Source organism: Paraburkholderia mimosarum LMG 23256 = NBRC 106338 (assembly GCF_000739815.1).
In the GTDB taxonomy this organism is placed as follows: Bacteria; Pseudomonadota; Gammaproteobacteria; order Burkholderiales; family Burkholderiaceae; genus Paraburkholderia; species Paraburkholderia mimosarum.
On record NZ_BBJJ01000003.1, the window covers coordinates 94,677 to 107,301 of the forward strand.

A 12,625-nucleotide genomic window follows, 5' to 3' on the forward strand; every position below is an offset into this window, starting at 1 on the left:
CGACGCGTTCAGGACGCGCTGCCGTGCGCCTGGACGAAGCGCACGTAGCCGCTGCGCAGCACGAGACACTGCGCACGCGTTTCGGACAGCAAGCGACGCGCACAAGCCTCGATGCGGTCGCGGTGATGGTCGAAGGCATTGAGCATGTCTTCGGCGCGCGGCGAGGCCGCCCCGAAGTGGTCTTCCAGCGCCGCCGCCGTGATCAGACACTCCACCCTCTCTCCATCGACCATCGCCGGAAACGCCAAGGTAAGGTCGGGACCCGAGTATTCGGGCGCCTCGTTCGGAAACATGATCTGCATGGGGGTCGCCTTAGTTGAGGGTGAATGGGCCGCGCTCAGCCGCCTCGGACTGCCCCCGGACAGCGCGGGTGACACTCCGATCCGGAACGCGCGGATCAACGTCAGCCGCCGTGAAAGACACGTTTGCGGCGGTTGATTTGATTCACTTTAGACGACTTCCTGCGGCCCGCAAGCTCCGCGTTGTCACACGCCGGAAATAGCCCGCAATGCGCGCTGGAAGACCTGACTTGAGCGCTTGTTTTTCGCAGGTGCAGCATCCGTATCGCTAGTTGCCCGCGCAAACACTGCCTCCCCGGCCTCTGCGCCAATGTGCCCGGCCGGTTGTCGCATCGCAACATGCGCGCCGCAAGGGCGCGTCACGATTCGCGATGCCGGTGCCGATCGAGGTGTTGGAGATCCTCGAGGTCTTTCGGGTGCAGCGTGAGCATCACCACGAACGCAGCGATCGCAAGGGCCACGGTCACCATTCCGGAAAGCACGACGTCGTTCTCGTCGAAGATCAATCCGTCAATTGCGTACCCGAGGCCAAAGAGCGCAACGAACGTGGCGAGCGCCGCCACCACGATCCTCAATTCGCCGTGCACCATGACGTACTCCAGAACGGAGCGGGCGGTGAACCAGCACCGCCGGGGGCGCGACGCGAATGCGCCCTCACCTTCATCCTGGCACCCGCGCGAATAAACTCAAGGGCGATTGACGGCGGAGCGACTTCGGTCCCCGCTTTAATCCGGATTGGCAGGCGGCTCGTATCCTGTACCATGAACCGGCCCAAGAGCCCCCGCTAGCGCCAGGCCGTGTTGCGCTGCAACGGCGGACCCATAACGACTGGAGACAGGAGTGACTCGAAACCCCGTCACGCCGCACCATGCGGCCCGCGCGGACGCCATCGCACAAGCTCACGCGCGCTCGCGCGCACTGGGACTGCGCGCCGGCGAAGCGCCCGAATTCGATGCGCTCACCCCCGTGAACCTGCGCGATCTCATCGACACGAACCGCGCGCTCTACCATCAGGCCCGGCCCGTGATGGACGCGCTGCACGCGCAGATCGTCGACACGCAAAGCATGGTGCTGCTCACCGACCGCAACGGCGTGATCCTCCACAGCCTCGGCGACAGCGATTTCATCGAGAAGGCACAGCGCGTGGCACTGCGCCCGGGCGTTTCATGGGCCGAGCAGCATCGCGGCACGAATGCGATCGGCACGGCGCTCGTGGACGGGCAGCCCACCACCGTGCACGCGCGCGAGCATTTTCTGCGCGCCAATCACATCCTCACGTGCTCGTGCGCGCCGATCGCCGATCCGTACGGCCGCACGCTCGGCGCGCTCGACGTCAGCGGCGAATCGGGCGGCTTTCACAAGCACACGCTCGCGCTCGTGCGCATGTCGGCGCAGATGATCGAGAACCAGCTGTTCAGCACCGATTTCGCCGATGCCATCCGGCTCCAGTTTCATGTCCGCGCGGAATTCATCGGTACGTTGTACGAAGGATTGGCCGCCTTTTCCGCCGACGGCACGCTGCTCTGCGCGAACCGCAGCGCCCTGTTCCAGTTCGGCGCGCCGCTCGCGGACCTGCAGCGGCGCGAGTTCGCGGCGCTTTTCGGGCAGCCGTTCGCGGCCTTCATGCAGCAGCTCATGCGCGCGCCCGGTGAGCCGCTCACGCTTGCGCTCCCAAGTGGCGTGCGCGTGATCGCGCGCGCCACGCCCGGCGCGGCCACCCTGGCGCGCTCCGCAATCCCCGCATCGTCCCGCGCGCCAAACGCCGCACACGCGTCGTACACACCGCCCGCCGCTGCAAAGACGGCCGCCGCCGACGCGACACCGCAGCCCACGCTAGCCGAACTCGACACCGGCGACGCGCGGCTCGCCGCCGCGCTGCAGCGCGTGGCGCGCGTGCGCGGCCGCGACATTCCCGTGCTCGTGCTCGGCCGCACCGGCACCGGCAAGGAATGGCTCGCGCGGGCGCTGCATCGCGATTCGCCGCGCCGCGACGGGCCGTTCGTCGCGCTCAACTGCGCCGCGCTGCCCGAGACGCTGATCGAAGCCGAACTGTTCGGCTACGAAGACGGCGCATTCACGGGTGCGAAGCGCCGCGGCAGCGCGGGCAAGATCGCGCAGGCGCATGGCGGCACGCTCTTTCTCGACGAGATCGGCGACATGCCGCTCGCGCAACAGGTGCGGCTCATGCGCGTGCTGCAGGAACGCGCCGTCGTGCCGCTCGGCGGCACGCGCGCGGTGCCCGTGGATCTGCGCATCGTCTGCGCGACGCACCGGGATCTGCGCGCGATGATCGCCGAAGGCACGTTCCGCGAGGATCTGTACTACCGCATCAACGGCCTCGTGGTCACGCTGCCCGCGCTGGCCGAGCGCACCGATCTCGACGCGCTCGTCGCCCGCATGCTCGACATCGTGCGGCGCGAGGTGCCGGCTGCGCCCACTCGCCTCACGCCAGCAGTTGCGGCGTGCTTCGCGCGCTGCCGCTGGCCGGGCAATCTGCGTCAGCTCGCGAGCGCGCTGCGCACGGCGGCGATCATGGCCGAAGGAGAAGACGCCATCGACATCGAGCATCTGCCCGAAGACCTGATGCACGATTGCGATCCCGCGAGCGAATGGGAGGCGCCGCACGCTCCGACGGCGACGGACCGCACCGGATCCGAGCCCGCGCGCCTCTCCGTCTGGCAGTCACGGCTCATCGAAGACACGCTCGCCCGCCACGGCGGCAACGTCTCGGCAGCGGCGCGCGAACTCGGGCTCGCACGCAACACCATCTACCGGCACCTGCGCCAGCGGCGCTGAGCACGCCGGACAGGCACATCGACGCGCGGCTTCTGACCCGGGCCGCGCCAGGGTAAGCTTGGCGGATCGTCTTTTTCACCCGCGCCCATGGCCACCGCCCAGGAAATCAAGCGCTTCCGGCGTAATCTCGCCGACGAACTCGATAGCGCCGCCGTCTACGACACGCTCTCCGCCGTCGAAAGAGACGACGAACGCCGCCGGATCTTCGCCGAACTCGCCGCCTCGGAGCGCGAGCATGCGAGCGTCTGGCGCGAGAAGCTGGCGGCCAACGGCGTCGCAGTGCGACCGCACCGGCGCAGCGCCAAAACGCACCTGCTGCAGACGCTCACACGCACGTTCGGCCCCTCGCTCGTGCTGCCCACCGTCGCCGCCGCCGAGTACGCCGACCGCGACCGCTACGCGCGCGAACCCGGCGCGGAACGGCTCTCCGCCCAGGAACAGCAGCACGCGGCCATCGTGCAGGCGATCGTCGCGAAGAAGCGCGAACCCGAGCACGGCCACGGCAACGGCAACGGCGAGGTAACGGGCGCCACCGAGTCGTGGCACAAGGGCGCGACCGCGGGCAACGACCTGCGCGCGGCCGTGCTGGGCGCGAACGACGGGCTCGTCTCGAACTTCTGCCTCATCATGGGCGTGGCGGGCGCGGGCAGCGTCAATCGAACGATTTTGCTCACGGGGCTGGCGGGCCTCGTGGCCGGGGCGTGCTCGATGGCGCTCGGCGAATGGCTCTCGGTCACCAACGCGCGCGAGCTTGCGCGCACGCAGATCGCGAAAGAAGCCGACGAACTCGAACATACTCCCGACGCCGAGCGCCACGAGCTGGCGCTCATTTATCAGGCGAAGGGCATCGACCCCGAGGAAGCCCATCGCGTCGCCGCGCAGATCATGCGCAACAAGGACGAAGCGCTCAATACGCTCGCGCGTGAAGAGCTGGGCATCGACCCAAAGGAGCTGGGCGGCAATCCCTGGACGGCGGCCGCCGTTTCGTTCGGCCTCTTCGCGATCGGCGCGGCGTTTCCGACGGCCCCGTTCCTGTGGGCGCACGGCGTCCCGGCGATCGCGCAGTCGGTCGCGCTGAGCGCGTGCGGGCTCGCGCTCGTCGGCGTGTTCACGTCGCTCTTCAACGGACGCAGCGCCACGTTCTCGGCGTTCAGGCAGATCGTGATCGGGCTCGCCGCGGCGGCATTCACGGCCGGGGCGGGGCGCCTGCTCGGGGTTTCGATTTCATGAGCGATGAGTTTTCGGCGGACCGCGCACCGCTCAATCCCCGCAGGGCCGAAGCGTCCACCGTACCCATCGTGCGCGTGGAGCCGCTCGGCCGCAGCTTCGAAGCGCCGCCCGAGCTGACCCTGCTCGAAGCGGCGGCGTTCGCGGGCATCCGCCTGCCGCGCATGTGCCGCAACGGTACGTGCCGCACCTGCCTGTGCCGTGTGGTGAGCGGCGAAACGCGCTTCACGATCGAGTGGCCCGGGTTGAGCCGCGAGGAAAAAGCCGAGGGCTATGTGCTGAGCTGCGTGGCCGTCGCGCGCACGGACCTCGTGCTCGACGTGCCGGACGCCGAGGCAATGTGAGACGGAAATGCGAAGCGGCCCGCGACGTCGCGTCGCGGGCCGCTTGTGCACTCCGGCACTTCGGGCGGGCTTACTGGCCGCCGAAGTACACCGATTGCGGACCCGTGCGAGCCGCTTCGGAAACGAAACGGCCGCCCGCAGCCGACGACGTGCCGCTCACGCCGCCAAACGAGCCGTCGGTCTGGGCGCCGGGCGCCGCCGCCTGGGCGCCGGCAGCAGCCTGATTGCGGCTCGATTGCTGGAATTCGACGAGTTGCTGGCGCACCTGCTCGCGGGTCAAGCCTTGATCGGCTTGCGCAAAAGCGGCGAGGGGAGCGGCAAGAGCAACGGTTAGGGCAACGGCCTTGACGAGCGACTTCATGGTGACAACCTCCGGAATTATTCGACGTCGATGCGCAACGACGGTGCGCATCCGCGTATTCGCTGGGCCGGCTCGCTGCGACTCGCTGCAACGGCTGGCTGCGACTGGATTCTAGGTAAGTTGCCGTTCCGGATACAGGCTGTTTCGGGCGAATTGGAATTACCGATTTCGCAACAATCACCCGCGCTTCCAAGGGCCGACGCCTGAACCCGGTCTCATGCGGTTATCGCAATACTTCAGACGATTTCGTGCCCGATTGTTGTTGCCAGGAGAACACTGAATTCGTGATCTAAGTATTTACCCTCATCCTCCGTAGGCTTACATTGAAGAAGCTGAGCCACGCAGACGCGATGGCTCCTCACAAAAGATATTGGAGGTTAGTCATGAAGTCGCTTATGAAGGCAGCAGTGCTCGCCGCCATCGTCGCCGTGCCGGCCGTTTCGTTCGCGCAGGTGCAAACCCAGCAACAACCGTTGACCCGCGCGCAGGTTCGCGCCGATCTCGCGCAAGTGCGCGCCGCCGGCTATGACCCCAGCGACTGGATGCACTACCCGGAGAACATCCAGGCGGCCGAAGCGAAGATCGCCGCGCAGCGGGCCGCGACGGCGTATGGACCGTCGACGAACGGCACGTCGCAATCGGGACAGTAAGTTTCGCCGTAACCCCGGCTTCGCAGCCGGGTTCCCGCGCAAAGCATCAGGCCCGCCTCTCTCACGAGGGCGGGCCTGATGTGTTTTGAAATGGTGGATTGGCGGCTCGTGGCGCGGCATGCCCGCGCCGCCGGGCTCATGCGCAATGCGCACGGGGCTCGACACCTGCATTAGCGGCCACCGGGGCCTCCCCCGCCATGACCGCCACCGCCGTGGCTTGCGCTACCACCGCCGACGTGGCCACCGCCGGGGCCGCGTTCTCCAGGCCCATGGTTGCCGCCCGGCGGCCCCCATGGTCCGCCATGACTGCCGTCGTGGCCGCCCGGACCACCAGCGTGCCAGCCACCTCCGCCGCCATGCCAGTCCCCGCCGTGATGGTCACCGCCGTGATGGTCAGGTCCGCCGCCACCGCCCCACACGCCTATGTTGACGCTGCCGTAAGCCGGCGCGTAACCTGGCGCGTAGCCGCTGTAATAGCCGGTGGTATAAGGCTGGCCATACCCGCCGTAGCCGTAGTCGTAGCCGGGGCCCGTCGCGCACCCGGCAAGGAGCGCCATCGCGCTCACGGTAAAAACGATCTTGAACATAGCAGACTCCCTTTCTATCTGTAAGAAAGGGAAGCCCGCATTAAGTTCTTGTTGAATTGTTAGCCCGGATTGCGCCTGTCATTGCGCAAACCGGCTCTGCGCGGCGCAGACGGCACGAGCGCAGCGCAGGATGCGCGCTTTAGCCGCGCCGGCCGAGCGCGTCTTCGATTTTCCGGTCGGTCTTGTACTGGCTGAGCGAATAGACGGCCCAGATCGCGGCGGGAATCCAGCCGATCAGCGTGATCTGCAGAATCAGGCAGACGATGCCCGCAATGGGCCTTCCGATCGTGAAGAACAGCAGCCAGGGCAGGATGAGCGCAATCAGTAGACGCATGTTCGGCGAAACCTCCAAAGCGTGGAAAAAATATTCGAAGAATCAGTTGACGGGCGCGAAGCGCGGCACGAGCGCACCTTCGTATTCGACCAGTTCGAAGAACACGGTGGAAGGCCGCGTCCAGATCGTGCCATTCGCCGCGCGATACACGACCATCGTGACCGAGGGATCCGCCTCGAGCGTCGCCTCGCACACCAGTTCGTAAATGCCACCCTTGTAGTGCCGATAGCGCACCATCGCGTTCCCCCTCTCCGAGTGCGCAAGCGTTCCCTGCGCGACTGCGCCAGTGTAACAAGGGATAAGCGCAACGGGACCGGCGTGCGCGTTCGTGATCCTTCGCGCTACTTCTCGCGCCGGCGAGGCGCGCGCCCTTCGGCGTGAGCCGGTGCATCGCCGCAGATCAGCGCAATGCCCGCCGCCGCCATGGCGCGCAGCGAAGACCGCGAATCGCCGGCCCGTGCGCGCAGCGCCATGCTGTGCAATAGCGCGGAAGCAAGGCGCGCCAGCATCGGCGCGCTCGCATGCGGCGGCAACTCCCCTTGCGCAAGCGCCGCCCGCAAGCGCTTCTCGAACGCCTTGTCGAATGCGCGCAGGCCGGCGGCCAGGCGCTCGCGCACCTCGTCGTCATTGACGGCCTCCACGGCCGCCGTGCCGATCAGCAGGCAGCCGCGCGCTGCGTCGTGCGCCGGCAAATACCAGCCGAGCGCGCCGTCGAATACGCGCATCAACGCCTCGCGCAGCGGCAGTTCGCCTTGCAGCGCGTGGTCCATCGCCGCGCGGCCCGCTTGCACGTAGCGATCGATGGTTTGCAGATAGAGCGCATGCTTGTCGCCGAACGCGCCGTAGAGACTCGGCCGGTTCATGCCGGTCGCGGCGCTCAGATCGTCGAGCGACGTGCCTGTGTAGCCATTGCGCCAGAAAGTATCGCGCGCGCTGGCCAGCGCCTCTTCCGGATCGTAGGCGCGCGGGCGCCCGCGCCGGTGGCTATCCTTTTTTGTACTGTATTGCATATAAATATTGGATCGATGATTTTTGTTCACTATAGTACAAAAACCTGAAACGGAGGATGACGATGGATCTCTCGCTCGATCTCTATTTCGCCCCGCTCGCATGCTCGCTCGCCACGCGCATCGCGCTCTACGAGGCCGGCGCGCAGGCGCGCTACATCCAGGTCGACACGCTCACGAAACAGCTCACCGAAGGCGGCGACTTCTTCGCCGTCAACGCGCTCGGCCAGGTGCCGGTGCTGCGCGAGGGCGACGGCTGGACGCTCACCGAAAACCCGGCCGTGCTGCAATGGGTGGCGGACCGTTTTCCGCAGGCGCGGCTCGCGCCGCCAGCGGGCACCCGCGAGCGGGCGCGCCTGCAACAATGGCTGGGTTTCATCGGCACCGAGCTGCACAAGGCCGTGTTCGTGCCGCTGCTCGGCAAAGATGTGGACGAGGCGGTGAAGGCCTATGCACGAAACAAGATCCCGCGCCGCTTCGACCTGCTCGCCCATCACCTCGAATCGCGCAGCTTCCTGCTCGAAGCGTTCAGCGTGGCGGACGCGTATCTCGTGACCGTGCTGAACTGGGCGCCGTACGTGGGCATCGATGTTTCTCAGTGGCCGGCCATTGCGACGTACGCGCAGCGCGTGCGCGAACGGCCCGCGGTCGCAAAGGCTTTTGCGGACGAGTACGAAATCTTCAAGCGCGCGAGGCATTGAGTGCGCGTGGCGGCGATTTTTTCCCGCGTGGCACGGCCAATTTTGTCGTGCGATAACCGTGCGATCACCACTCGCCGGAGCCCCGTAATGGCCACGCTCGAAGCGTTGCGCATCGTCCTCGACGACCCGCATACGCCCGAAATCATCCGCAATCATGTTATCGATTCGTTGCAGTACGCGCTGCGCAATCATGGCCAGGTGTTCGCCGCAAAAGAGATTGAATGGCTCGCCACCTGGGACGATGCGCGCATTCCACTTGCGGCTTCGAAGGAACTGCGCCGGCGCGTCGGGGAGGGCTGACGCGCTGGGCGCGACCCCTGCCTGAACTGCCACCGGACTCATCCCCCAGCGCGGAAGCCAGCGCTTTAGCGAGCCCTGACTTCGCGCTCGCACTGCATCCCCGGGGCTCTCCAACGCCTCCAGGCGTATCCGTGCAACACATCGCCGACGCAGGTCGTGAAACGTTTGCATAAGCGCCTGTATGAATGTACAGTGCGTGCAGCCGGCCATTCGTGCCGCCCGGTCGCCGTACCGGGTCACGCCGCTCTGAGACTTGCCCGCCGGCCTCGTGCCCGCACCAGGGCGCGGCTGGGGCCTGTACATCGAAACGGAGAACACGACGTGCGATTCTTCATCACGGGGACTTTGCTGGGCGTCCTCGCGTCCACCGCGATCGCCGGGGAACACTACATCGAGATCTGGAATCCGCCCGAAGCGCGCACGCCCTCGGCACACGCGGGCAGCGCCGCGAAGAAGGCGCACCATGGGTCGAAGCACAAGCTCGCTTCCGCCGACCGCCTCACGACACGCAAGGTTGCCGAACCCGCCGTGCGCGCGCCCGCGCCCACGCTGCCGGTCACGCCGGGCGGCGCCGGCACATCGGGGGCCCCCGCCCAGAGCGCGCCGGGCAACGGACGCATGCCGGCCATCCCGCCGCAAATCGGCCCAGACGGCAACGTGCTCACGGTGAGCTACCGCGTACCCGCGCATCGCACTGCAACGCCGATGCGCGCGCAATAAGCGCAACGTCGTAAGCGCAACGTCGCTGCACGAAGCGCCGCATCGCGCAGCTTCCAGTTCGCGCCAGGCCTCGAGCGGCACTCCCCGCCTCGAAGCCACATCCTCCGGTCTTGAGAAAAAAAAAGCGGCCCCGTCACCCAGGAGGTGCGGGGCCGAATCCCATGTCAAGGAGATGTCATGGAGGAGACGGGTCCATCTTAGCCATCGCCCGTCGAGCGACCAACCAATGGTTTCGCATATGCATATCGGGCCGCGTCGCACGGCGCAACGTAGCCACGGCGGCATATGGTTAGAACAAAAAGTCGTTTCGCGCCGCGCGGCGCGCTCTCTAAGATGACCCTTTCAGGTTCCACGCTTCGAGGCTTCGCTGGCAATCCGCGTGAGCCACGGCCCATCGCACATGAGGGAGCACCGCTTGAGCATCTCCGATTCGCAACGCCGCCCGCTCGTGGTCGGCATCGGCGGCACCACGCGCGCCGCCTCGTCGACTGAGCGCGCGCTCGCTTTCGCGCTGCGCGGCGCAGAAGAGGCCGGCGCGCGCACCCACCTGTTCGGCGGCACCTTCCTGCACACGCTGCCGCACTATGCGCCCGAAGACCCCGCTCGCACCGACGCGCAACTCGAACTGATCGAAGCCGTGCGCGCCGCCGACGCCATCATCATCGCGACGCCCGGCTATCACGGCGGCGTGTCCGGTCTCGTGAAAAATGCGCTCGACACGCTCGAAGAGCTTCGTGCCGACAGCCGTCCCTATCTCGACGGCCGCGCCGTGGGCTGCATCGTCACGGCCTACGGCTGGCAGGCCGCGGGGTCCGTGCTGACTTCCCTGCGCTCGATCGTCCATGCGCTGCGCGGATGGCCCACGCCGTTCGGCGCGGGCATCAACACGCTCGAGACGCGTTTCGAGAGCGCGCACCAATGCTCGGACGCGAAGGTCGCCGACCAGCTCGCCACGGTGGGTCGCCAGGCGGCGCAGTTCGCGCTCGCGTTCGGCAGCCAGCACGCGGCGCCGCCTGTGAGCGCCTCCAGCACCGTCACTACCGCGCACGCCACCCAGGCGTCGCACAACGAAAAACGCCTGAGCCTCGCAGTCTGATCCGCGCGGCGCACGTGCATCCACGGGCGCCGCACCGCGAGTGCGGGCGGCGCCGCTCGCTACGTTCCCTGGCCCACATTGCCGACGCTGCGCGGCGCGCCACGCGTGCGCCATCCCACAGACGGCGCACCGCGCCTGATCCACATTGAAGCCGGATTCTCAGCTCGCCTCATCCGGATCATTCTGCTGACCGATCCCAGGCCACACGTGATTTGCTTGCGACGAATGATTGGTTCCATCGACACACGGCGGCCCGTAGGCTGAGTCGTGTCGGCGCGCGAAGCGAACGCTCAGCGGACCCCGCGCCACCCAGATCGAGAACCCAGGAACAAAGACAGCAGCAAGTCAGCAGACGCTCTGCAGGAAGCGCGGCCATGAATACACCATTACGCTACAAGGGCTACGTCGTCGCCCCGAGTGCACAGCAGCTCCCGAACGGCCTTTTCGCCGCCAATCTCACCATCGGCACGCAGCCCGGTGCGCAGCATTCGTTCGACGCCCTCGACTACTTCTTCGAGGAACGGCACGCGCTCGCCTACGCCTGCCGCTGGGCGCGCATGTGGATCGGCCAGCAGCGCCGCTGCGCGTGACGGCGCAGGCTTCCTTACGGTTGTGACAGAATAGGAGTCGTGCCCCCTTCACGTTTGATGCTCATGTCCGAGACCCTGACGCATCCGGACGAAGGCGATGCCTTCATCTCCGACCGGGACGCCGCGCTGCGGCGCTGGACTCATGACACGCCGGGGCCCATCACAATCGGATCGGACGAACATCGCAGGATGTTCTGCCGGATGCTGCTCGACACGCACGACCCCTACCGCCCCGCCGTTCTCGACTGGCCCAGGCTCGGGCCCGACGCACTCGGGCGCCTCACATCGCTGCCGATCTGGGACATCGCCGTCCAGACCGAAGGCCGCGCGTCGATCCGCGTGCTGACCTACGCGCGAACCGTGACGGACCCCCTGCTGCGCGAAGCGATCGAAATGAACGCCGCCGAGGAAGCACGCCACAAGCTCGTGCTCTCGAACCTCGTACAGGCTTACGGCATCGAACTTGCGCCCGAACCCGCATACCCGCCGCCCAGGCAGGCCGAATGGGCGTGGATGTTCACCGGCTATAGCGAGTGCATCGACAGCTTTTTCGCCTTCGGCCTGTTTCGCTCGGCACAGCGCTCGGGATTCTTTCCGGCGGACCTCGTCGCGACCTTCGAGCCGGTGATCCAGGAAGAGGCGCGCCACATTCTCTTCTTCGTCAACTGGGTGGCGTGGTATCGCAAGACCCTGCCATGGTGGCGCAGGCCGTGGCACGCCGTGCGCGTGGCCGCGATCTGGTTCATGCTGGTGTGGGAGCGGCTCGCGATCGCGCGCGGCATCGACGCACAGGGCCACGCCCACGACTCGAACTTCCTGCCCGCGAACCGCGAGGTGCTGGGCGACTCCCTCAAGCCGCGCGAGATGATCGAGCTGTGCCTCGCGGAGAACGCGGAGCGCATGAGCGGCTATGACGCCCGCTTGCTGCGGCCGGCGCTGGTGCCCGCGCTCGCTCGCTTCGCGTTGCGTTTCATCAAGCCGTAGCGCGACGACACCACCGCGCGGCAATACGGTGCCGCGTGGCAGGCGTCGCCGCTAGCGCAAGGAGAAGGCTGCATGACCTGGACTGTCGACCAGCAACTGGAACTGAGCGCAACGCAAGCCGTCGAGGCCATCCGCGCGGAGCAGCTCAAGGCCGTCGACTACGTGGCCACGCTGCTCGCGCGCGCGCAGGCGCTCTCCAACCTCAACGCGCTCACCGTGCTCGACGTGGAAGGCGCGCTCGCCGCCGCGCAGCGCATCGACGCCCTGAACGCCAACGAACGCGCGCGCCTGCCGCTCGCAGGGCTGCCCGTGGTCGTGAAGGACAACATCAACACGCGCAGCCTGCAAACCTCGGCGGCCACGCCCGCGCTCGAAGGCTTCCTGCCTGCGCGCCACGCACCTTCGGTGCAGCGTCTCGTCGACGCCGGCGCGATCTTGCTCGGCAAAGCCAATATGCATGAGCTTGCGTTCGGCATCACCAGCACGAATCTTGCGCCGCATGCGGGCCCCGTGCGCAATCCCTGGGATCCCGAACGAATTCCCGGCGGCTCGTCCGGTGGCACGGCGGCCGCCATCGCCGCGCGCATCGTCCCCGCCGGGCTCGGCACCGACACCGGGGGCTCCACGCG

18 protein-coding genes are annotated in these 12,625 nt (G+C 67.2%); 11 read left to right on the top strand and 7 right to left on the bottom strand.

What is annotated here, in order from left to right; genetic code table 11:
- Window positions 1-8 precede the first annotated feature (8 nt).
- Window positions 9-302 carry a DUF1488 family protein gene (locus tag BMI01S_RS04000; RefSeq protein ID WP_028209658.1) on the bottom strand — a complete coding sequence of 98 codons (294 nt, stop codon included), beginning with the start codon at window positions 300-302 and terminating at the stop codon, window positions 9-11.
- Window positions 303-658: 356 nt separating this feature from the next.
- The gene (locus tag BMI01S_RS04005; protein ID WP_036017668.1) at window positions 659-889 is read right to left on the bottom strand and encodes a DUF2964 family protein; all 231 of its coding nucleotides are present in this window, start codon (window positions 887-889) and stop codon (window positions 659-661) included.
- 250 nt (window positions 890-1,139) lie between these two features.
- Here BMI01S_RS04005 and BMI01S_RS04010 point away from each other — a divergent pair, with 250 nt between their 5' ends.
- The 3 genes from BMI01S_RS04010 (at window position 1,140) to BMI01S_RS04020 (ending at window position 4,666) form a co-directional block, all read left to right on the top strand.
- Window positions 1,140-3,095: a sigma-54-dependent Fis family transcriptional regulator gene (locus BMI01S_RS04010; protein WP_028230668.1), complete on the top strand. Its 1,956-nt coding sequence runs from the start codon at window positions 1,140-1,142 to the stop codon at window positions 3,093-3,095.
- A gap of 87 nt (window positions 3,096-3,182) precedes the next feature.
- Window positions 3,183-4,325, top strand: coding sequence for a VIT1/CCC1 transporter family protein (locus tag BMI01S_RS04015; RefSeq protein WP_028230669.1), 1,143 nt, complete (start codon window positions 3,183-3,185; stop codon window positions 4,323-4,325).
- Window positions 4,322-4,666: a 2Fe-2S iron-sulfur cluster-binding protein gene (locus BMI01S_RS04020; protein ID WP_042288367.1), complete on the top strand. Its 345-nt coding sequence runs from the start codon at window positions 4,322-4,324 to the stop codon at window positions 4,664-4,666. The genes BMI01S_RS04015 and BMI01S_RS04020 overlap by 4 nt, the downstream gene beginning before the upstream one ends.
- Window positions 4,667-4,736: 70 nt before the next feature.
- Here BMI01S_RS04020 and BMI01S_RS04025 read toward each other — a convergent pair whose 3' ends face one another.
- The gene (locus BMI01S_RS04025) at window positions 4,737-5,027 is read right to left on the bottom strand and encodes a DUF4148 domain-containing protein (RefSeq protein WP_028209662.1); all 291 of its coding nucleotides are present in this window, start codon (window positions 5,025-5,027) and stop codon (window positions 4,737-4,739) included.
- A gap of 383 nt (window positions 5,028-5,410) precedes the next feature.
- Between BMI01S_RS04025 and BMI01S_RS04030 the strand changes: the two genes are divergently transcribed.
- Window positions 5,411-5,677 (top strand): DUF4148 domain-containing protein, encoded by a 267-nt coding sequence (locus BMI01S_RS04030; protein ID WP_036017745.1) that lies wholly within the window; start codon window positions 5,411-5,413, stop codon window positions 5,675-5,677.
- A gap of 170 nt (window positions 5,678-5,847) precedes the next feature.
- On the opposite strand, the gene BMI01S_RS42870 is transcribed toward BMI01S_RS04030, so the two are convergent.
- The 4 genes from BMI01S_RS42870 to BMI01S_RS04050 form a co-directional block, all read right to left on the bottom strand.
- Window positions 5,848-6,264, bottom strand: coding sequence for a hypothetical protein (locus BMI01S_RS42870; RefSeq protein ID WP_081723382.1), 417 nt, complete (start codon window positions 6,262-6,264; stop codon window positions 5,848-5,850).
- Between the two features lie 139 nt (window positions 6,265-6,403).
- A complete protein-coding gene (locus BMI01S_RS04040) occupies window positions 6,404-6,598 on the bottom strand; it encodes a YqaE/Pmp3 family membrane protein (RefSeq protein ID WP_028209664.1) in 195 nt (64 codons plus the stop codon).
- 42 nt (window positions 6,599-6,640) lie between these two features.
- Window positions 6,641-6,835 (bottom strand): DUF1653 domain-containing protein, encoded by a 195-nt coding sequence (locus BMI01S_RS04045; RefSeq protein WP_028209665.1) that lies wholly within the window; start codon window positions 6,833-6,835, stop codon window positions 6,641-6,643.
- A 104-nt stretch (window positions 6,836-6,939) separates the two neighbouring features.
- Window positions 6,940-7,608, bottom strand: coding sequence for a TetR/AcrR family transcriptional regulator (locus BMI01S_RS04050; protein ID WP_028230671.1), 669 nt, complete (start codon window positions 7,606-7,608; stop codon window positions 6,940-6,942).
- Window positions 7,609-7,670: 62 nt separating this feature from the next.
- On the opposite strand from BMI01S_RS04050, the gene BMI01S_RS04055 reads away from it, so the two are divergent.
- From BMI01S_RS04055 to BMI01S_RS04085, 7 genes are all read left to right on the top strand, one after another.
- Window positions 7,671-8,306, top strand: a complete 636-nt coding sequence (locus BMI01S_RS04055; RefSeq protein WP_036017670.1) for a glutathione binding-like protein — start codon at window positions 7,671-7,673, stop codon at window positions 8,304-8,306.
- Window positions 8,307-8,393: 87 nt separating this feature from the next.
- On the top strand, window positions 8,394-8,606 hold the full coding sequence (locus BMI01S_RS04060) for a hypothetical protein (RefSeq protein ID WP_028209668.1): 213 nt from the start codon (window positions 8,394-8,396) through the stop codon (window positions 8,604-8,606).
- 321 nt (window positions 8,607-8,927) lie between these two features.
- Entirely contained in the window at window positions 8,928-9,326 is a 399-nt protein-coding gene (locus tag BMI01S_RS04065) for a hypothetical protein (protein ID WP_042288371.1), read from the top strand.
- A gap of 415 nt (window positions 9,327-9,741) precedes the next feature.
- Entirely contained in the window at window positions 9,742-10,422 is a 681-nt protein-coding gene (locus BMI01S_RS04070) for an NADPH-dependent FMN reductase (RefSeq protein ID WP_028230672.1), read from the top strand.
- Window positions 10,423-10,796: 374 nt separating this feature from the next.
- Window positions 10,797-11,012 (top strand): hypothetical protein, encoded by a 216-nt coding sequence (locus tag BMI01S_RS04075; RefSeq protein ID WP_028209670.1) that lies wholly within the window; start codon window positions 10,797-10,799, stop codon window positions 11,010-11,012.
- A gap of 63 nt (window positions 11,013-11,075) precedes the next feature.
- Window positions 11,076-11,996, top strand: a complete 921-nt coding sequence (locus BMI01S_RS04080; RefSeq protein WP_036044763.1) for a ferritin family protein — start codon at window positions 11,076-11,078, stop codon at window positions 11,994-11,996.
- Window positions 11,997-12,068: 72 nt separating this feature from the next.
- Window positions 12,069-12,625 (top strand): amidase family protein (locus tag BMI01S_RS04085; protein WP_042288375.1); only part of this gene is annotated, 557 nt, incomplete at its 3' end.